This is a genomic window from Sulfitobacter sp. EhC04, assembly GCF_001650875.1.
Classification (GTDB): Bacteria; Pseudomonadota; Alphaproteobacteria; order Rhodobacterales; family Rhodobacteraceae; genus Sulfitobacter.
In genome coordinates, this window is the sequence record NZ_LXYI01000011.1 from 82,301 (window position 1) to 103,075 (window position 20,775).

The following is a 20,775-nucleotide window of genomic DNA, read 5'->3' on the forward strand; positions in this document are numbered from 1 at the left end:
GGCCATGGTCGCGCCATGACAACTGCGCTTCCCCATCGCCCGCTCACCGGCATTTTCTGGATGCTTGTCACGGGGTTCTGTTTTCTCGCCGTGACGGCACTGGTGAAATACATGGGGCCCCGGTTGCCCTCGGCAGAGGCGGCCTTCATCCGCTATGCTATTGGGCTGGTGTTTCTGCTGCCCGCCATCGGGTCCCTGCTGAATGCGCGCCCGACAAGGCGCCAGTGGTCCCTGTTTGGCATGCGCGGGTTGTGCCACGCGTTGGGTGTGATCCTGTGGTTCTTCGCGATGCCCCGGATTTCCATCGCCGAACTGACCGCATTGAACTATCTCGCACCGATCTATGTGACCGTTGGCGCGGCCATATTTCTGGGCGAAAAGCTGGCCGCGAGACGGATCATCGCGGTCCTGATGGGGCTGGCCGGGGCCGCGATCATCCTGCGTCCGGGCTTTCGCGAGGTCAGTCCGGGCCATCTGGCCATGCTGGCGGCGGCTGTGGTCTTTGCCGGGTCCTATCTGCTGGCCAAGGTGCTGGCAGACGAGGTGCGCCCGGCCATCGTGGTCAGCATGATGTCGATCTTTGTGACCATCGGCCTTGCACCTTTTGCCCTGCCGGTCTGGATCGCGCCGACGGGCAAGGAACTGATGCTGCTTACGACAGTCGCGGTATTCGCGACCACGGGGCATTATACCATGACGCTGGCCTTTGCCGCGGCTCCGGTTACGGTCACGCAGCCGGTCACCTTTCTGCAACTGGTCTGGGCCACAGCACTGGGTGCCGTCGCCTTTGCCGAACCGGTGGACATCTGGGTCGTGTTGGGCGGTTTCGTCATCCTTGCGTCCGTCACTTTCATCACCTGGCGCGAGGCGATGCTGAACCGTCAGGTCACCCCGATCAACGACCAGACCAAGGTCTGATCGCGGCCCGTTGCAGGTTATTGATTGACGGATCAATAAACATTTCATTAGGAAGGGGCATTAGCAACCGAAAGGTCGAATCCGCATGCCCAAAGTCGGAATGGAGCCCATCCGCCGCTCTGCCCTGGTCGAGGCGACCATCGCCGAGATCGGTGCCGCGCATTCGCTGGATGTCACCGTGGGCCAGATCGCCCGGCGCGCGGGCATGTCCACGGCCCTTGCGCATCACTACTTTGGCGGCAAGGACCAGATTTTTCTCGCGGCGATGCGCCATATCCTGACGGAATACAAATCAGAGGTGCACAAGCGGCTGTCGCAGGCCGAAACCGGCAAGGACCGCGCGGCGGCCATCATCGAGGCCAGTTTCGACGAGACCTGCTTTGCCCCCGAAACGGTATCCGCCTGGATGACCCTTTACGCCGCATCGCGCACCCATCCGGAAACCCGGCGCTTGCTGCGCATCTATCAGCGACGGTTGCGGTCGAACCTGACCCATGCGCTGCGCGGGATCAGTGCGCATCCGCAGGCAGACGCCGACACGATTGCGGCGCTGATCGACGGGCTTTATCTGCGCGCCGCCCTGTCCCAAAGCGGCCATCCCGACATCGCACGCAAAAGCGCGCTGTCCACGCTTGAACTGCTTTTGGGAGCGCAAAGATGACCAGACCGAATATCCTCATCCTGATGGTGGACCAGTTGAACGGCACGCTGTTTCCCGACGGCCCGGCCGACTGGCTGCATGCACCCAACCTGAAACGTCTTGCGGCGCGCTCCACCCGGTTCCGCAATGCCTATACCGCCTCACCGCTCTGCGCACCGGGGCGGGCGGCCTTCATGTCGGGGCAATTGCCAAGCGCCACGGGTATCTATGACAATGCTGCTGAATTCGCCTCCTCGATCCCGACCTACGCGCACCACCTGCGCCGCGCGGGCTATCAGACCTGCCTGTCGGGCAAGATGCACTTTGTCGGGCCGGACCAGCTGCACGGGTTCGAGCAGCGCCTGACCACCGATATCTACCCCGCCGATTTCGGCTGGACGCCGGACTATCGCAAACCCGGAGAGCGGATCGACTGGTGGTATCACAACATGGGCTCTGTCACCGGGGCGGGGGTGGCCGAAACCTCCAACCAGATGGAATACGACGACGAGGTGGCCTATAACGCCGTGCGCCAGATCTATGAATATGCCCGTGGCGGCGATGACCGGCCCTGGTGCCTGACGGCCAGTTTCACCCACCCGCATGACCCCTATGTGGCGCGGCGCAAATACTGGGACCTCTACGAGGATTGCGAACATCTGCAACCGCAGGTGCCCGCCATGGGCTACGCGGATCACGACCCCCATTCGCAACGGATTTTCGATGCCAACAACTGGCGCGAATTCGACATCACCGAGGAAGACATCCGCCGGTCCCGCCGCGCCTATTTCGCCAACATCAGCTATCTCGATGACAAGATCGGCGAGATCCTGCAAACGCTTGAGGACACCCGGCAAGAGGCGATCGTGGTTTTCGTCTCCGATCACGGCGATATGCTGGGCGAACGCGGGTTGTGGTTCAAGATGTCCTTCTTCGAAGGCTCGGCACGGGTGCCGGTGATGATCGCGGCACCGCAAATGACACCGGGCCTGCAGACAACGCCGGTCAGCAACATCGACATCTGCCCGACGCTCTGCGACCTTGCCGGCGTCAGCATGGAAGACGTGATGCCATGGACCACCGGCACCTCGCTGGTGCCGATGGGGCAGGGGGTCGCACGCACCGACCCCGTCGCGATGGAATACGCCGCCGAGGCAACCCAATCGCCCATGGTGGCCCTGCGGCAGGGCCGCTGGAAATACACCAATTGCGCCATCGACCCCGAGCAGCTGTTCGATCTGGACGCCGATCCGAACGAGCTAGCCAACCTCGCCGAAGACCCCGCCCATGCCGAAACGCTGGAACACTTCTGCATCGAGGCCGCAAGCCGCTGGGATCTTGAGGCCTTCGACGCCGATGTCCGCAAAAGCCAGGCACGCCGCTGGGTGGTCTATGAAGCCCTGCGCGAGGGTGGCTATTACCCCTGGGATTACCAGCCGCTGCGCAATGCCTCCGAGCAATACATGCGCAACCACATGGACCTGAACATCCTTGAGGAAAGCAAACGATTCCCTCGGGGTGAATGACCGCCACCCGTTTCATTGTTCCAAAAAATACACCTGCACTCCGATCCCGAAAGACGCCACATGCCTTATGATACGCAACCACCCGCAAGCCATTTCATCAATGGTGCCTATGTCGAGGACAAGGCGGGCACCCCGATCGACGTGATCTATCCCGCCACCGGCGAAAAGATCGCGACGGTACATGCCGCAACCTCCGCGATCATCGAACAGGCGATTAAGGCCGCGCGCGCGGCGCAGGTCGGCTGGGCCGCGATGACGGGCACCGAACGGGGCCGCATCCTGCGCCGTGCCGCCGACATGATGCGCGACCGCAACCACGACCTGAGCGTGCTCGAAACCTGGGACACCGGCAAACCCTATCAGGAGACATCGGTCGCGGATGCGACCTCGGGTGCGGATGCGCTGGAATATTTCGGCGGCATGGCCGCGACCCTGACCGGCGAACATATCCAGCTGGGCGAGAACTGGGTCTATACCCGGCGCGAACCGCTGGGCCTTTGCGTCGGGATCGGTGCGTGGAACTATCCCACGCAGATCGCCTGCTGGAAGGGGGCTCCGGCGCTGGCCTGCGGCAATGCGATGATCTTCAAACCCTCCGAGACCACACCGCTCTGCGCGCTGAAGGTGGCCGAAATCCTGCACGAGGCGGGCCTGCCCGCAGGCCTTTACAATGTGGTGCAGGGCATGGGCGAGGTCGGCGGCGCGCTGGTGACCGATCCGCGTGTCGACAAGGTATCGCTGACCGGATCTGTGCCGACGGGGCGCAAGGTCTATGCGGCTGCGGCCGCCGGGATCAAACATGTGACGATGGAACTGGGCGGCAAATCTCCGATGATCGTCTTTGAAGACGCCGACATCGAAAATGCGGTGGGCGGGGCCATCCTGGGGAACTTCTACAGTTCGGGCCAGGTCTGTTCCAACGGCACGCGGGTCTTTGTGCACCGCGCGATCAAGGAAAAATTCCTGACCCGGCTTTCCGAACGGTTGGGCAATGCGGTGATCGGGGACCCGATGGCCCCCGAGACCAGCTTTGGCCCGATGGTGTCCGAGCGGCAGATGAATATCGTGCTGGGCTATATCGAGAAAGGTCAGGCCGAGGGCGCACGCCTTGTGACCGGCGGCAAGCGGATCGACCGGGAGGGCTTTTATCTGCAACCCACGGTCTTTGCCGATGTGCGTGACGATATGGCCATTGCCCGCGAGGAGATTTTCGGCCCGGTCATGGCGGTGCTGGATTTCGAGGATGAGGATGATGTGATGGCGCGGGCCAATGACACGGAGTTCGGTCTGGCCGCCGGTGTCTTTACCCGTGATCTGGCCCGCGCCCACCGGGTTGCGGCCCGGTTTCAGGCCGGGACATGCTATATCAACACCTACAATGATGCACCGGTGGAAGCGCCCTTTGGCGGCTCCAAGAATTCCGGCGTCGGGCGCGAGAACTCCAGGGCGGCGATTGAATACTACTGTCAGCTCAAGTCGGTTTTTGTGCGCATGGACGATGTGGAAGCGCCCTTCTGAGCGGGGCGTGATCTGATTGCGCGCTGACGCGCATGATATTGTGGGATGCGCTGACGCGCATGATATTCCTGGTGCCCGTTGCGGGCTGAGCCCAGATGGATCAGCCGCGCATGTGCCGAGAGGGATTTGAAATCTGCTGAGAGGTGCTTGAGGGATCAATGTGATCCTCAAGTCACCTTTTCAATTTTGACGGTGCGATTCCCCGCAGCGTCAAGGACAAGCCGGGCAAGCCCGGTCGCGTGCCGCGATCCTTGACCCTGCGTGGAATCACGAAAAAGGTGGGACGAGATGCAGGCGGAATTTGTGATTGTGGGGGCCGGGTCGGCGGGATGCGCGATGGCATACCGGTTGGCCGAAGCCGGGCGCAGGGTTATCGTGATCGAACATGGCGGTTCGGATGCGGGGCCGTTTATCCAGATGCCTGCGGCGCTGAGCTATCCGATGAACATGAAAACCTATGACTGGGGCTACAAGTCCGAGCCGGAGCCGCATCTGGGTGGGCGGCGGCTGGCCTGTCCGCGTGGCAAGGTGATCGGCGGGTCGTCGTCGATCAACGGCATGGTCTATGTGCGCGGGCATGCGATGGACTTCGATCATTGGGAGGCGTCCGGCGCGCAAGGCTGGTCCTATGCGGATGTGCTGCCCTATTTCAAACGCATGGAAAGCTGGCACGACAACGGTCATGGCGGCGACCCTGCCTGGCGCGGCACCGATGGGCCGCTGCATGTCAGCCGCGGCCCGCGCAAAAACCCATTGTTCGAGGCATTTGTGCGCGCCGGCGAACAGGCCGGTTATCAGGTAACCGACGATTACAACGGCGAAAAGCAGGAAGGCTTCGGCCCGATGGAGCAGACCGTCTGGGGCGGGCGGCGCTGGTCGGCAGCAAATGCCTATCTGCGGCCCGCGCAGAAGACCGGCAATGTTCAGGTGATCCGCGCCTTGGCGCAGCGCGTGGTGATCGAAGACGGGCGCGCGACGGGGGTCGAGGTCTTGCGCCGGGGCCGCCGCGAAGTGATCGGTGCCGAGCGCGAGGTGGTGCTGGCCGCGTCCTCGCTGAATTCGCCCAAGCTGTTGATGTTGTCGGGCATCGGCCCCGCCGCGCATCTGGCCGAGCACGGCATCGAGGTGGTCGCAGACCGCCCCGGCGTCGGCCAGAACCTGCAGGATCACCTGGAGCTTTACATCCAGATGGCATCAAGCCAGCCGATTACCTTGTACAAGCACTGGAATCTGGTTTCCAAGGGGTTGATCGGGGCGCAGTGGCTGTTCACCAAGACCGGCATGGGGGCGTCGAACCAGTTTGAAAGCGCGGCTTTTGTGCGGTCCCGCGCAGGGGTGCCCTACCCGGACATCCAGTACCATTTCCTGCCCATTGCCGTGCGCTATGACGGTCAGGCGGCGGCAGAGGGCCATGGTTTTCAGGCACATACCGGCCCGATGCGGTCAAAATCACGCGGCTCGGTCAGCCTGCGGTCCGCGGATCCGGCGGCAGAGCCGGTGATCCGGTTCAACTACATGTCCCATCCCGAGGACTGGGAGGACTTCCGGACCTGCATCCGTCTCACGCGGGAGATATTCGCGCAGGATGCGTTCAAGCCTTACGTCAAGCACGAGATCCAGCCCGGCGAGGCGCTGCAATCGGATGCGGAACTGGATGGGTTCATCCGCGAACATGCCGAGAGCGCCTATCACCCCTGCGGCACTTGCCGGATGGGCCGTGCGGACGACCCGAAGGCTGTCGTTGACCCGGAGGCCCGCGTGATCGGCGTTGAGGGGCTGCGGGTGGCGGACAGTTCGGTGTTCCCGCGGATCACCAACGGCAACCTGAATGCGCCCTCGATCATGGTGGGGGAAAAGGTGTCTGATCATCTGCTGGGCCGCGATCCGCTGGCGCGGGCCAATGATGCCCCCTGGCTGCATCCTGATTGGGAGACCATGCAGCGTTAGGGTGTTCCGCGTTAATCATTCTTAACAACAGCCGTTGTCTGGGCGGGGGAAGCCTGACATCTTAACCTGATGTTAAGACTTTGTTCATGTTTCGTGCTGATGCTGATGTTTGCCGGTGCCGTGCAGGCTGCGGATGTCAGTGGCGTGGTTCGGGTGGTTGACGGCGATACGCTGGACGTGGGCGGCACGCGGATTCGGATCTTTGGCATCGACGCGCCGGAGCGGGATCAGCCCTGCACCACGCTGTCCGGTCAGAACTGGGGCTGCGGCGATTGGGTCACCCGGCAGGTGCGCGACCTTTACGAGGGCCGCGCGGCGCGGTGTACGCCGCTGGACCGGGACCGATACGGGCGCATTGTGGCGCGCTGTTTCGTGGCGGATGAAGATGTCGGGCAGGCGCTGGTACGGGCGGGGCTGGCCTATGCCTATCGCAAATATTCGCTTGATTACGATCTGGATGAAAAGGCGGCGCTGGTGTCGGACCGTGGCATTCACGGCTTTGTCCTGCAATCGCCTGCGCGCTACCGGCTGACCCGGATCGAGGGGCGGGTCGCGGCGGACCCGAACTGCCGGATCAAGGGCAACATCAGCGCGTCCGGAGAACGGATTTATCACACGCCCGGCCAGGCATTCTATGACCGCACCGGCATCAGCGCGGCCAGGGGTGAACGCTGGTTCTGTTCCGAAGCGCAAGCGCGTGCATCGGGTTGGCGGCCGGCGCGGCGCTGATCATTCGATGCGATAGGGCAGCAGATCGCGCCGGTCCGGGTCCACCACCAGATGCCGTTCCAGCGGTGGCACGGCGCGTTGGTGGCAATTCTTGCGCTCGCAGATGCGGCAGGAAATGCCGATCGGTTCAAAGGCGGAGTGCCGGGTGACATCCAGCCCGTCGGCATAGACCAACGCATCCGCATGGCGCACCTCGCACCCCAGCGAGATGGCATAGCGCCGCACCGGCGCGCCAAAGCGCCCCGCCGGTTTCGAAATGTCCCGCGCAAGGGAGATATAGCGCACGCCATCGGGCGTCTCGGCCAGTTGGCGCAGGAACCGACCGGGGGTTTCAAAGGCGCTGTGCACGTTCCACAGCGGGCAGGCCCCGCCGAAGCGGGCGAATTGCAACCGTGTGGCAGAGTGGCGTTTGGTGATCGTGCCGGCCTGATCGACCCGGACAAAGAAAAACGGAATGCCCTTGGCACCCGGACGTTGCAGCGTGGAAAGCCGGTGGGCCACCTGTTCGATGGAGGCCCCGAAATGGCTGGCCAGGATTTCCAGGTCATGACGGCATTCCTGCGCCTTGGCCAGAAAGACGTTGTAGGGCATCAGCACCGCACCGGCAAAGTAGTTGGCCAGCCCGATCTTGGCGATGTCGCGGGCGGGGCCGGGTTGGAACCGCGCGAGGTCCAGCGTTGCTTCCAACAGCTTGTCCTGCCGTGTCAGCGCCACCTGCAACAGCAGTTGAAAGGTCTGGGTTTCCGGCGCGCTGCGGTCCGACAGGGTCAGCACCCTTTCCGCCGGGTCGAAATGGCGAAGCGCGTCGGTGTCGGCAAAGACCACGCTGACACCGGCGTTCGACAGGGCAGAGACCGCCGCGACACGGGTGTTGCGCGGCCCGCCGGGTTGCGATGCGAAATGTTCGGCGGCACGGTCCACAGCGTCGATGTAATTGTCGCAGTAGTGAAAGAAATCGCGCACTTCTTCCCAGGGCGAGGGGGCGGCGCGGGCGTCTTCGCGGCCCAGTGCCTCGTCTAGGGACGCGAGCCTTTCATGGGCCTGCCGATAATGCTGGTGCAGTTCCAGAAAGGCGCGTGCCAATGCCGGGGCGTTCGAGGCGGTCAGTCGCAGATCGGCCACCGGCGGCGTGTTGCCCCCAAAGACCGGATCGCTCAACGCCTCGCGCATGTCGGTGACCAGCCGCTCGCCACCGCCTGCGCTGAGTTCGGTCACATCCAGCCCGAATTCCGCAGCCAGTGCCAGGACCACTGTTGTGCTCAGCGGGCGGTTGTTGTTTTCCATCTGGTTGAGGTAGGGCAGCGAGATGCCCAGCCGGGCGGAAAATTCCTTTTGCGTCAGGCCGATCTTGGTGCGCAGTTCGCGCAGCTTGGCCCCGGCATAGAGTTTCTTAACCGCCATCATGCGCCCTTTGCAAATTTGCAATTTCGCCGAAGATAGCTTTGCAAACTTGTTTTCGCAAGATCGGTGACTAGGGCCTGTGGGCAATCATCTTCCGCCACCCGTTTCAGTCCAAAATTGCTCAGTTCCAAGCTCTCTTAACGCAGAAGTGGGCAATTTTGGCGAAACCCCTGCGGGGCGCGGCGGATTTTGCCTCTGCCATCTCGGATTTTCGCTTCCAATGATCACATTGCTGCGCTCACTTCAGGGCGCCAGCGGCAAAATCCGACTCGCGCGGGTGGTCGAAGATGAACGTCCACAGGCCCTAATGCGTCATCCCATCGCTTCCTTGCGGATCATGTCGGCGGCTTTCTCGGCGATCATGATCACGGGAGATGCGGTATTGCCGGAGGTTATTTTCGGCATGATCGACGCGTCCACCACGCGCAATCCGGTCAAACCACGAACCTTCAGCTCCGTATCTACAACAGCCCTTTCGTCCGATCCCATCTTGCAGGTGCCGACCGGGTGGAAAATGGTGGTCGCAATATCTCCGGCCCCCTTGATCAGTTCTGCGTCGGTCCGAACGCCGGGGCCGGGCAGGATCTCGGTGGGGTGGAAGGGGGCCAGCGCCGTGGCGGTCATCAACTGGCGCACCTGTTTCACGCATGTCACCGCAACCTGCCTGTCCCTCTCGGCTGATAGATAGTTGAGCCTGATCTCAGGCTGCGCGTCCAATCCGCCCGCCGTGACATGGCAGGAGCCGATGCTTTCCGGGCGCAGGTTGCACACCGAAACCGTGATGGCCGGAAACGGATGCAGCGGGTCGCCAAGCCTGTCGGTGGACAGGGGCTGCACATGGTATTCGAGGTCGGGCGTTTCCAGCGACGGGTCCGATTTGGTAAACATGCCGAACTGGCTGGGTGCCATCGACATCGGGCCAGACCGGGCCGCCGCGTATTGCACCGCCATTTTCATCTTGCCGGTCACACTGTTTGCCATCGTGTTGAGCGTCTTGGTGTTCTCGACCCGAAAGACCGTCCGGATCTGAAGGTGGTCCTGAAGGTTTTCGCCCACCCCCCTGCTTTCATGCTGCACTTCGACGCCAATGTCGGCCAGCACCTCACCGCTGCCGATCCCCGACAGTTCAAGGATCTTTGGCGAATTGATGGCCCCGGCGGCCAGCAGTACCTCTGCCCTGGCGCGCGCCTCGAACACCGCACCTTTGTGGCGGAACCGCACGCCGGTCACCTGTTTTCCGTCCAGCACCAGCCTTTCAGTCTCTGCCTGTGTCAGCACGCGCAGGTTGGGGCGTTTCATCGCCGGGCGCAGAAAACCGCGCGCGGTGTTCCAGCGCACGCCGTTCTTCTGATTGACCTCGAAGAACCCGGTGCCTTCGTTGTTGCCATCGTTGAAATCGTCGCGCGGCATGATGCCGAATTCCTGCGCGCCGGTCCGCACCGCCTTCAGGATATCCCATTTCAACCGCTGCTTTGAGACCTTCCATTCGCCGCCCGCACCATGCAGGGCGGTCTTGCCGCCATGATGGTCTTCGGATTTCAGGAAATAGGGCAGGACATCGTCCCAGCCCCAACCGGTATTGCCCAACTGCCGCCAATGGTCATAGTCCGCCGCCTGACCGCGCATGTAGATCATGCCGTTGATCGAGGTGCAGCCGCCCAGAACCTTGCCGCGCGGATAGACCAGCGACCGCCCGTTCAGCCCCGGTTCGGGGGCCGTCTTCATCATCCAGTCGGTGCGCGGATTGCCGATGCAATAGAGGTATCCAACCGGAATTTGCACCCAATGATAGCGGTCCGATCCCCCCGCCTCCAGCAAAAGCACCTTTACCTTCGGGTTCGCGCTGAGGCGGTTGGCCAGCACGCAGCCCGCCGTGCCAGCCCCGACAATGATATAGTCGTAGTCACCATCGAGGGTTTCGGGTTTGCTCATGGGTGTCGATCTTTCCTGTCAGTCGTCGGCATTTCGCAAGTCGATGAAGCCGCCGGTCGTAAGTGTCTTGTGGGGGTCCAGGACATTCGCGTCAAATGGTCCGTGTGACGGTATCAACTTAATCCCGATGTTCGACGGCTGGCGCATCGTCCCAAAAGCCTTGCAGAGCGTCGATCAGGGACAGATAGCGCGCGTAGCGCTGGCCGTAGTGATCGTGCATTTTACCATCCGGCTCATAGGTTGTTCTGGTGCGTACCATGCGGGCCAGCCCCTCTTCGTAGGAGCTTGTTTCACCCACCGCCAGCGCCGCCCCGATGGCCGCCCCCAGCGCGCCGGTTTCTTGCGTTTCCGCCACCGTGATCGGTACGCCCAGACAATCGGCAAACATCTGCGGCCAATGCGGGCTGCGCGATCCGCCGCCTGAGAGGACGGCGCTGTCAAAGGACACGCCAGCCTCTTTCAACACCGAAATGTGACGGCGATGCTCGAACATGATGCCTTCGAACAGGGCGCGCAGCATGTGCCCCTCGCCATGCCATCCTGCCAGCCCGTAGAACCCCGCGCGGTATCTGGCCCCCAAGGCAGAGCCATAGAGAAACGGGTGAAAAAACGGGTCATCGGCACGGGGCTGCACCTGCCCCAATCGGTCGTTGCAAAAGCCGAACGGATCGTCGTGGTGTTTGCCGCGCTCGACGAATTCGCGCACATACCATTCCAGATTGGCCGCCGAGGTGGCGCTGGATTCGATATTGGCAAATCGCCCTTTGCCAAAGCCCGATACCATGAAGACGGAAGGGTCGTTGACCGGCACGTCGGAGAAGACCTGATTGATCCCCCATGTGCCCGCGATGATCGAAGCCTGTCCGGCACCGACCACGCCCGAGCCCATGGCGCTGGAGATCACATCGAAATAGCCCCCGATCACCGGGGTGCCGGGGGCGAGGCCGGTCGCCTCGGCGGCCTCAACCGTGATGTGTCCGGCGATCTCTGCCGGGTCGATCAGGCGGGGCAGTTTCTCGCGCGCGTCCGCCAGCCCGTATAGCTGCAACAGCCTGTCATCATAGATGCAGCCGGGCATCGCGGTCAGCCCGCAGCCCGACATGTCAGACACCTCGCTGACCCGCTCGCCGGTCAGTTTGTAGGTGATGAAGTCCTTGCACAGCAGCGCTGTGCCGCATTGTTCATACAGAGCCGGACGGTGGCGTTTGATCCAGGCAAGCAATGTAGGCGTTTGTGAGGGCCAGGGCTTTTGCAGGCAGAGCGCGTGCAGCGCGTCGCCATGTGCCGCATCCAGTTCGGCGGCCAGTCCGGCAGCGCGTGTATCCAGTGACTGGATGCCCACAAGCGGCGCGCCCGCGCGGTCCAGCATGTAAAGCCCGTTGCCGTGCCCGGCACAGCCGATCGACGCGATCTGACGCGCATCAATGCCGGCCTTTTGAATGCAGCCCGCAATCGCGTCCCGCGCGTTGGTCCAAAGCTCGGTCAGGTCACGCTCGACATGCCCCGGTTCCGGGGTTGCGGATTTGCCATCCAGCGCGCAGCGCGCCACCTGCCGCCCATCAAGGTCGAACAACACGGCCTTGATCACCGTGTTGCCCGCATCAAGGCCCAAAAGGTATTTCCCGGTATCAGCCACGGTTGTAGATATCCCAGGCTTCTTCGCCACTGGCGTTATTGTGGATCATCGCCATCAGCGCCGACACCACGGCTTTCGGATTGTCGTGTTGATAGATGTTGCGCCCATAGACCATGCCCTGCGCGCCCTGCGCCATCAAGGCGGCTGATTTCGTCAGGACGGTCTTCAGGTCTTCCTTCCCGCCGCCACGCACCAGCACGGGAACGCGGGCCGCCTCGATCACGCGATGGAAGTCCTGCGGGTCAGCGGTCGGGTCGGCCTTGATGATGTCCGCCCCCATTTCAGAGGCGAGCCGCACCAGCGTCACGATCTTTTCCGCGTCACCATCGACCTGATAGCCGCCACGCACATCGTTGGGCAGCATCACCAGCGGTTCGATCATCAGGGGCATGCCATAGCGCTGGCAGGCATCGCGCACACGCGAGATGTTCGCGACGCATTGGCGGAACAGATCGGGTTCCTCCGGCAACATGAACAGGTTCACAACCACCGCAGTGGCATCCATTTCCAGAGCGCCGATGATCGGCTCATCGGCGTTCTGCAACAACGACCACATCACGCGGTGACGCTGATCGTTATAGGGGTTGCCCATGTCGATCCGCATCACTAGTGCGGGTTTGTCCTTTTCCGGGCGGGATTGCAGCAGATCGGCCTGCCCATAGGCGCATTGGATTGCATCGGGCCGCGCCTCGATCAGCGTGTTCATCACGCTTGCCATATCTTCCAGACCGCCCAGAAAGCTCGGCTCATTGCAGACGCCGTGATCTACGGCCACGTCAAGACATCCTCCATTGGTGAACATCCGGTTCATTCGGGCTTTGGTGCTAATGCGCATTACGCTCTCCTACTTTCGTTTCTTGCAATCAACATCGCGGCGCTCACGCCGTGATACGCGTCCAGCTCGGCAACCAGCGCGGCGCTTTGCTGCTCTATTTCACTCTGTGTTAACGCCCGTTCCCGCCCGACCAGCACGGCAAGCGCGTCAATGATCTGCATGGAAACCTGGCCGGTGATGGCCAGCGCGGTCCGCCGCAACACCACATCAGACAGGGTTTCGACAAACTCGTTTCGGCACAGCCAGATGATCTCTGCCGTGCCATAGGTGCATCCGGCAACAAGCGGCCTGTCCTGTGCATCGTGGCAAAACCGGGCCAGTTCCACAGCCTGGGTGCCGTAGCGGTCGATCAACTGGTCGGCGCGGTCCGGCGGCAGGCCATATTGCTCTGCCAGTTGCGCGCGCAGATCAGCCGGATCATCGGGGAACTGCTTGCCGCCGCCAATCGCCATGTCGCGGGTAGAGACGCGACGATTGCGGCCAAGCGATGACAGCACGGCATCGGTTGTCTGCTCGGCGAAGGCCCGGAAGGTTGTCCACTTGCCGCCCACCATGCAGAATTGCGGCACTGGCCCATGCAAACGCCGGACGTCATGGCCCCGCGATATCCGTCCGGTAAAATCCTGGTCACTGCGGGGCAGGGGGCGAATGCCGCTATAGCTGAACACCACCTCATCCGGTGATATCGTCACCTGCGGAAACACCAGCCTCAGAGAGCCGAGAATATAGTCGCGCTCATCGGCTTCGCAGCGCACGCGGCGGGCTTGTTCCACCCGGATATCCGTCGATCCCGCCAGAACCTTTCCCTGATAGGGGAACACGATGCAGACCCGGCCATCTGTGTTCTCGAAATAGGCCATGTGGCCGTTCAAGGCGTCATATAGGCTGGCATTGTCGATGATCAGGTGTGATCCCTTGGTGCCCGTAACCAGACGCTCGGTCTTGCCCTGCGCAAGCGCGGCAATGGTGTCGTCCAGCCAGGCACCGGTGGCATTGACCACCACTTTGGGCAAGATCTCGAAACCCGTGCCGGTCAGCCTGTCCCGCAGGCGAAAGACATTCTGGCTCAGCTCAACCTCGGCATAGTTCAGGGCGACCGACTGCGGTGCCACCTCTGCCACGTCGCGCAACAGTTCGATGCACAGACGTTCGGGGTGGCTGATCCAGGCATCGTAATAGACAGCGGAACGCCGGGATTTATCCGTCAGCGCGGGCCACAGATGCCGCGTTTCGGTCTTGGAAAAAAACCGGTGTTTCGGCAGCACCCGCCGCTTGCGGGTGGTCCAGTCATACAGCGCCAACCCCAGTTTGATCGGCACCACCCCACGCGCGGCAGGTTTTCCGCCACGGCCAAGGAACTGCGCGGCAGCGTTCAGCGTCCCTGAAAACCATGAGGCAATCGGAATGACGGTGGGCAGGGGGCGGACCATATGCGGCGCGTTGCGCAGCAGGGCGTCGCGCTCAAAAAGCGATTCCCGCACTAGGTCGAATTCGCCGTTCTCCAGATACCTCAAGCCGCCATGGATCATCCGGGACGGTGCCGCGCTGCAACCAGAGCAAAAATCGTTCCGTTCGATCAACAGAACGCGCAACCCCTGCAAGGACAAATCCCGGTAGACGCCGATCCCGTTCACGCCGCCGCCCACGACAACCGCGTCAAACGCCGCATTCTGCGACAGCTTTGCCAGGTTTTGTTTGCGTTGCTCGGACATTATCTCTCCGTTCGCCGAAATCGACGTGCCTGCGGTGCAGTGGTTCGGGGTTGAAAACAGGCCTATGCGTCCAGGCCGTTCAGGTGGGTTTTGACGTTCTGATCTATCTGGGAAACCTCCTGCGCCGACAGCCGAATGCGGCCGGCCTTGGCATTCTCGACTGCCTGCTGCGCATCGCGCGCACCGCACAGCGAAAAGGTGATACCGGGCTGTTGCAGGGTCCAGGCAATCACGGTCTGCGCCGGTGTCGCCCCATGCGCCGCCCCGATGGGCGCGATGGTTTCCATCAAGGCCGCGACCTTTTGACGGTTGGCCATGGAAAAGCGGGGATTGTCCTTGCGCTGATCATCGCCGGAGAAAACCCGGTCCGGTGTCATTTTTCCCGAAAGCAGCCCAAGCGCCAGCGAGGAATAGCTGAGCGCGGACACGCCCGCCTTTTGACAGACCGGCAAAAGGCTGTCCTCGATGTCGCGCTTGACCATCGAATATTCCTCCTGGATTGCATCCAGCTGCCCGGCAGCAACATAGGCCTGGACATCCTCGACCGAGGTATTGCTGGCACCGATTGACCGGATCTTGCCCTGGGTCTTGAGCGCCTCCAGCGCCTCCATCGTCTCTTCGATGGGGGTGGTCGGGTCCTGCCAATGGGTGATGTAGTGATCAATGCAATCCACCCCCAATCGCGTCAGGCTTTGCTCGACCTCGTAGACAATCGCGTCTTTGCCAAGGTAGCGGTGAACCGGTTTGCCCTCGTAATCGAAGAAATGGTTGCCCTTTTGCGTGTGCCAGACAAGGCCGCATTTGGTGGCCAGCACCACCTTGTCGCGCCGCCCTTTCAGCGCCTTGCCGACGATCTCTTCGGCCACCCCCTGGCCATAGGCCGGGGCGGTGTCGATCAGCGACACGCCTTCGTCGATGGATGCATGAATCGCCGCGATGGAGCGGTCAACATCGGTCCCGCCCCACATCCATCCGCCAATTGCCCAGGTTCCCAGACCAATGGCGGAGGCCGAAATTCCGGAACCTCCGATGTCTCGCGTTAACATCTCATGCGACATTCTGTTTCCCTTCCAGTTCTTTCAGGACCGATCCGGCGGTTTCTTCGTCAAGGATCAGTGAGTTCAAAAAGTTTCCGTTCAGCGCCGCCGTGATCGGCTGGGCTTTTTGCTGTCCCGACGCCACCCCGATGACCCGCGCGCATTTGGGCAGTTCCTTGGGGGCCAGTGCGACAAGGCGCGAGTTCAGCGCATAGTTCGACACCGCGCCGTCGCTGTGGATGAGATGGGCCAGAAACTCGCCCACAACCCCCATGCCGACCAGCATCTTGCGGTCCGCATCCGGCACCGGGTGAAGGTCGTAATAGCTCGACCCTTCCGCCTCGATCGAGCCGACGCCGACAAGCGCCACATTTGCCCGCCGCGCGAGGTCAAAGACTTCGCGGATCGACGCCACCTCCATCAGCATGTCGCGCTGCTCCCGGCTTTCGGCAAAGAGCGGCGCATGCAGCAGCATCGTCTTGCCGCCCAGACGCTCGGCCATGCGTGTCGCGAGATGGTTCACGTCGGTGTAATACTTGCCCTGCACCCCGCCTGTCAGCGGCACCACGGTGACATCGACCCGGTGATCGGGGTCCAGATTTTCGACAACCGCGCTGACGGCCTTGCCGCCAGTGATTGCGATCACATCGCCGTCGCGCAGTGTTTCGTGCAACTGGCTGGCCGCCGCACGGCCAACCTGTTGCAACGTGGCCTTCGGGCTGCCCTGCACGAAGGGGGCAACCATGGCATCATCCAGGCTGGTCCTGTCGGTCAGCGCGCGTTCGATATCCATGAGCGCCTGGAACGGGCTTTCAATGTCGATCCTGACCATCCCCATCTGGCGGCCCTGGGTGATCAGCCGGTTCACCTTGGAGGTGGACAGGTTGAGCGCCGCCGCGATCTCGGCCTGTTTCTGCCCTTCGATGAAATGCAGGGTCAGGACCGTGTGGATCTGCCGCACATGTTCGAAGTCATTGGATTTGTCTGCCATGATCTACCTCCGACGCTTGTTGAGATAGTGGTCAATGGTCACAGCACTCAGCAGGATCGAGCCGCGGATGATGTCCTGCCAGTAGACCGACACATCAAGCAGGGCCAGCGAACTGGACACCAGCGACAGCAAGATGACTCCAAGAATGGCCCCCAGGATCGACCCCGAGCCTCCGTTCAGGCTGGCCCCGCCGATCACCGCCGCTGCGATGACCGTCAGTTCAAGGCCGATCCCGAAGGTGGGCTGCGCCGATCCGAACCGCGCCATATAGATGATCCCGGCAATCCCGCAGAGCGTCGAGCACAGGGTTGTCGTCAGAAAGATGACCTTCTTGGTGCGAATGCCGGAATAGGCCGCCGCCTTTTCGTTGCTGCCTGTATAGAACACCTTGCGGAACATCGTCGTGCGCCGCAGCAGGAAATCGAAGGCGATCACAAAGACAAGGAAGATGATGATCACGATCGGGACCGGGCCGATGGAACCCTGACCGATGAACTTGAACTCCGGGGGCAGGGTGAACAACCCAAGCGGCCGCCCGCCGGTGAACAGCAGACAGGCCCCGCGCGCGATCACCATGACCGCGAGCGACACAATGAAATGATGCAGCCCGACCTTGGTGACGAAAAACCCCTGGAACGCGCCGATCCCGGCACAAAGCGCGATGGCGATCCCCGAGGCGAGCCAGGGGTTTATGCCGTTCAGGAACAGCCATCCCGCGATCACCATGGCAAAGGCGGTGACAGAACCGACCGACAGGTCGATGCCGCCGGAAATCAACAGGATTGTCATGCCGATGACCAGAATACCGTCCACGGCAAAGGCCATCGACATGGCCCGCATATTGGCCCAGCTCAAGAAATACGGCGAGGCAAATGACATGACGACAAAGAGCGCGAGGATGATCACGATCAGCCCGGTCTCGCGCATCTTCAGCAGCTTGCGCCAGAACGGGACGCCCTGCACCTTGCTCGCCTGTGTTTCAGCCAAACTTACGGCATTTTCCATTTTTCTCTCACTTGTCAAAACGATACTGCCTGCGCGTCCATGACCGAAGCCAGGCGCATGATGTTTTCTTCTGTCATGTCGTGGCCCGCGACTTCGCCGCTGATCCGGCCCTCGCGCACAACGATGACCCGGTCACAAACGCCGATCAATTCGGGCAATTCGGACGAGATCACGATGATACCAACACCGCTGCGCGCAAGATCGCGCAGGATGCGATGAATTTCAGATTTCGCGCCCACATCGACGCCACGCGTCGGCTCATCCAGAAAGATCAGGCGCGGATTGACCGACAGCATCTTGGCCAGCGCCACCTTTTGCTGATTGCCGCCGGAAAGGGATGAGACAGGATCGGAGAGCGACCCACATTTGAGGTTCAGCTTGCGGCCAAGATCGCCGGCCTGGCTGATCTCGGAGGATGCCCTGATCAGGCCAAGACGGTTCGCGACCTGATCGAGGTTCAACGCCGAGACATTCTCGGAGATCGGCAGATCGAGGAACAGGCCGTCGCCCTTTCTGTCTTCGGACAGATAGACCATGCCCTTGGCGATGCTGTCCTGATAATTGCGCAGCGCCAGCTTTTCGCCCAGCAGCCAGACCTCCCCGGTCGCGGCCCCTTCAAGGCGGCAAATGCCCCTCGCAATTTCGCTGCGCCCGGCCCCGATCAGCCCCGCAATGCCAAGGATTTCCCCGCGCTTCAGGGCAAAGGACACATCCCGAATGCGGGGGCCTTCGTTGAGGTTCTTCACATCGAGGATGATCTCCTCGGAGGTCTCATCGGCAGATTGTTTTTCGGGGTAAAGCTTGTCGACAATCCGCCCCACCATGGCGTTGACCACATCGCCCGGCGTGATATCGGCCACATCACTGGTCACAATATGCTTGCCATCCCGAAACACTGACACGCGGTCGCAATTGTCGAGAATCTCGACCATGCGGTGCGAGATATAGATGATCGAAATCCCCTGATCCGCCAGTTCGCGCATGATCCGGAACAGCGTCTGCGCCTCGTTCTCGGTCAGGGCGGCGGTGGGTTCATCGAGGATCAGGATACGGCAATCCAGCGTCAGAGCCTTGGCAATCTCGACCAGTTGCTGGTTCGAAATCGACAGCTCGCGCAGCAGAACCGATGCGTCGATATCACTGAGCCGACGAAACACATTGGCCGCGTCCCGCTCCAGCTTTTCGTAATTCATCAACCAGGATCTGCTGACATTGGTTCTGGACATAAAGATGTTCTCAGCGACGGAGACATCGGGGCAAAGCGCAATTTCCTGATGCACAAAACCGATGCCCAGCCGCTGCGCCTCGGTGGGCGATGAGATGGTGACCGGCGCGCCATCCAGAATGATCTCGCCGCTGTCAGGCTGTAAGATCCCGTCGATCACATTCATCAATGTGGATTTCCCGGCCCCGTTTTCGCCCGCCACTGCGTGGATCTCGCCTTTGCGCAGTTCAAAATCCACACCACGCAGGGCTTTGACGGGGCCAAAGGACTTGCTGAGGTTCGAGATTTTGAGGATCACATCGTCTTGCATGGCAGTTCTCGGTTGACCGAAGGGTGTTTGAGATTGCGCAGCCTGGCTGGCCTTGTTGCCGGGCTACGCATGAGGTGCATGGTTCGGCCCGATCAGGACGGATCGCGGCCTTCCATATAGACGTTCAGATCAAAGCTGTCGGCGTTCTCCTGCGTGATCACGGCAAACCCGTTGTCCATGAAGGGGATCTGCACGGGATTGAAACCGGAGGTTTTCCAGTCGTTGAACGGATCGAAGATTTCCGACCGGTTGGCCAGATGCACCGCCATGAAACCCATGAAGCCCTGCACACCCTGGTTCGGGTTCAGCGCCATATGGATGTTGCCGGCCCGGATGTGCTCCAGCGTTGTTGGTGTCACATCCGCGTGCATGATCAGGATATCGGATTCGGCTTCCAGCTTTGCCGCAACCGCACCTTCTGCCGATCCGGCCTCTGGGATCCATATTGCGGCGATATTCGGGTTCGCCTGGATGATCGAGGCCGTCGCACGATAGGCCGCGTTGCTGTCCTGGTTGGTCGCCTGACGCCCGACCAGCTTCATGTCGGGATAGTTGGCTTCCATATAGTCGATCAGTGCGGTGACACGCAGGTCGTGGTTGGACTGCCCCGGATTTTCCAGCACGGCATATTCGGCGATGTCGCCAACCTGTGCCACGATTTCGTCGGCGGCAAACTTGGCTTCGGCCAGATTGTCCGAGGTGATATAGGCCGTGCGCTCCGAATTGGGCGAATCCGCAGCAAAGGTCACAATCTCGGTGCCGCTGGAGATTGCCCGGTTGATCGGTTCGATGAATGGATCGGACTGCATCGGGTGCAGCAGGATACCTGCCGGCGATTTGATCAGGTCCTGTTCAAACGAAGCGATCTGCTTGGTGATGTCGTAGTCGGGCGTGCCCGAGAACACGGTGTCACATCCAAAGGCCGCAGCGGCCTGTTTGAAGCCCTGATAGACCGGCACCCAATAGGGGTGACCCGATACCATGACATTCATGATGTATGTTTCTCCGGGCTCACACATGATCCCTTCGGCGGTGGCTGTGGTCGCACCCGCAAGGCTTGCAGCCATCACGGTTGAGGCGATGAACCCCTTCAGAGTCGTAATTTTCATGAGCATCCTCCCTAGCTCTATCGCGTGGCCGTCCGACTGCTATCCTCCATGATCACAGCCGGAATGACAGAAATTTCACGCAATGGTTTTTTCTGCGCCTCCGAACATCAGGGCGAATCTGTCGCCGGTCAACACGGTATCAAATTTTTCCCATGTACTGAAATAAATCCCAAACCCGAGGGTTTTCTGCATGCGCAAGGTGACATGATGGGCGTCCTTGCAGCGTCGGAATTAAAGGGTGTGTTTCAGTTTCAGCAGGTCAGCCACGCATCGGTTCGGGAAAGCCCGAACTGATGTGTAATTC

General features: G+C 61.4%; 17 protein-coding genes. 7 read left to right on the forward strand and 10 right to left on the reverse strand.

From position 1 onward, the window contains the following. Positions 1 to 15: 15 nt before the first annotated feature. The 6 genes from A8B82_RS06790 (at position 16) to A8B82_RS06815 (ending at position 7,278) form a co-directional block, all read left to right on the forward strand. Positions 16 to 918, forward strand: coding sequence for a DMT family transporter (locus tag A8B82_RS06790; RefSeq protein ID WP_067289974.1), 903 nt, complete (start codon positions 16 to 18; stop codon positions 916 to 918). Positions 919 to 1,003: 85 nt separating this feature from the next. Continuing rightward, positions 1,004 to 1,579 carry a choline-binding transcriptional repressor BetI gene (betI, locus tag A8B82_RS06795; RefSeq protein WP_067289977.1) on the forward strand — a complete coding sequence of 192 codons (576 nt, stop codon included), beginning with the start codon at positions 1,004 to 1,006 and terminating at the stop codon, positions 1,577 to 1,579. Further along, a complete protein-coding gene (betC, locus tag A8B82_RS06800; RefSeq protein ID WP_067289980.1) occupies positions 1,576 to 3,084 on the forward strand; it encodes a choline-sulfatase in 1,509 nt (502 codons plus the stop codon). Before betI ends, betC begins: the two co-directional genes overlap by 4 nt. Positions 3,085 to 3,144: 60 nt before the next feature. Further along, on the forward strand, positions 3,145 to 4,602 hold the full coding sequence (gene betB, locus A8B82_RS06805) for a betaine-aldehyde dehydrogenase (protein ID WP_067289983.1): 1,458 nt from the start codon (positions 3,145 to 3,147) through the stop codon (positions 4,600 to 4,602). A 288-nt stretch (positions 4,603 to 4,890) separates the two neighbouring features. Next, positions 4,891 to 6,549 carry a choline dehydrogenase gene (betA, locus tag A8B82_RS06810; RefSeq protein ID WP_067289984.1) on the forward strand — a complete coding sequence of 553 codons (1,659 nt, stop codon included), beginning with the start codon at positions 4,891 to 4,893 and terminating at the stop codon, positions 6,547 to 6,549. 99 nt (positions 6,550 to 6,648) lie between these two features. After that, entirely contained in the window at positions 6,649 to 7,278 is a 630-nt protein-coding gene (locus A8B82_RS06815; RefSeq protein WP_235604633.1) for a thermonuclease family protein, read from the forward strand. On the opposite strand, the gene A8B82_RS06820 is transcribed toward A8B82_RS06815, so the two are convergent. From A8B82_RS06820 to A8B82_RS06865, 10 genes are all read right to left on the reverse strand, one after another. Then, a complete protein-coding gene (locus tag A8B82_RS06820) occupies positions 7,279 to 8,679 on the reverse strand; it encodes a helix-turn-helix transcriptional regulator (RefSeq protein ID WP_067289987.1) in 1,401 nt (466 codons plus the stop codon). 312 nt (positions 8,680 to 8,991) lie between these two features. Continuing rightward, positions 8,992 to 10,611: a GMC family oxidoreductase gene (locus tag A8B82_RS06825; RefSeq protein ID WP_067289988.1), complete on the reverse strand. Its 1,620-nt coding sequence runs from the start codon at positions 10,609 to 10,611 to the stop codon at positions 8,992 to 8,994. Positions 10,612 to 10,729: 118 nt separating this feature from the next. Continuing rightward, positions 10,730 to 12,247: an FGGY-family carbohydrate kinase gene (locus tag A8B82_RS06830; RefSeq protein WP_067289990.1), complete on the reverse strand. Its 1,518-nt coding sequence runs from the start codon at positions 12,245 to 12,247 to the stop codon at positions 10,730 to 10,732. Further along, positions 12,240 to 13,082, reverse strand: a complete 843-nt coding sequence (locus tag A8B82_RS06835; protein ID WP_067289992.1) for a class I fructose-bisphosphate aldolase — start codon at positions 13,080 to 13,082, stop codon at positions 12,240 to 12,242. The genes A8B82_RS06830 and A8B82_RS06835 overlap by 8 nt, the downstream gene beginning before the upstream one ends. Beyond that, positions 13,082 to 14,794: a glycerol-3-phosphate dehydrogenase/oxidase gene (locus tag A8B82_RS06840; RefSeq protein WP_067289993.1), complete on the reverse strand. Its 1,713-nt coding sequence runs from the start codon at positions 14,792 to 14,794 to the stop codon at positions 13,082 to 13,084. The genes A8B82_RS06835 and A8B82_RS06840 overlap by 1 nt, the downstream gene beginning before the upstream one ends. A 62-nt stretch (positions 14,795 to 14,856) precedes the next feature. Then, entirely contained in the window at positions 14,857 to 15,852 is a 996-nt protein-coding gene (locus tag A8B82_RS06845; RefSeq protein WP_067289996.1) for an aldo/keto reductase, read from the reverse strand. Then, positions 15,842 to 16,822 carry a sugar-binding transcriptional regulator gene (locus A8B82_RS06850; protein ID WP_067289998.1) on the reverse strand — a complete coding sequence of 327 codons (981 nt, stop codon included), beginning with the start codon at positions 16,820 to 16,822 and terminating at the stop codon, positions 15,842 to 15,844. The genes A8B82_RS06845 and A8B82_RS06850 overlap by 11 nt, the downstream gene beginning before the upstream one ends. 3 nt (positions 16,823 to 16,825) lie before the next feature. Further along, positions 16,826 to 17,827 (reverse strand): ABC transporter permease, encoded by a 1,002-nt coding sequence (locus A8B82_RS06855; protein WP_067290001.1) that lies wholly within the window; start codon positions 17,825 to 17,827, stop codon positions 16,826 to 16,828. Between the two features lie 14 nt (positions 17,828 to 17,841). Then, positions 17,842 to 19,362: a sugar ABC transporter ATP-binding protein gene (locus A8B82_RS06860; protein ID WP_067290004.1), complete on the reverse strand. Its 1,521-nt coding sequence runs from the start codon at positions 19,360 to 19,362 to the stop codon at positions 17,842 to 17,844. A 92-nt stretch (positions 19,363 to 19,454) separates the two neighbouring features. Next, positions 19,455 to 20,471, reverse strand: coding sequence for a substrate-binding domain-containing protein (locus tag A8B82_RS06865; RefSeq protein WP_082899174.1), 1,017 nt, complete (start codon positions 20,469 to 20,471; stop codon positions 19,455 to 19,457). Between the two features lie 63 nt (positions 20,472 to 20,534). Here A8B82_RS06865 and A8B82_RS23875 point away from each other — a divergent pair, with 63 nt between their 5' ends. After that, on the forward strand, positions 20,535 to 20,765 hold the full coding sequence (locus A8B82_RS23875; RefSeq protein WP_161489429.1) for a hypothetical protein: 231 nt from the start codon (positions 20,535 to 20,537) through the stop codon (positions 20,763 to 20,765). The last annotated feature ends 10 nt before the right edge of the window (positions 20,766 to 20,775 follow it).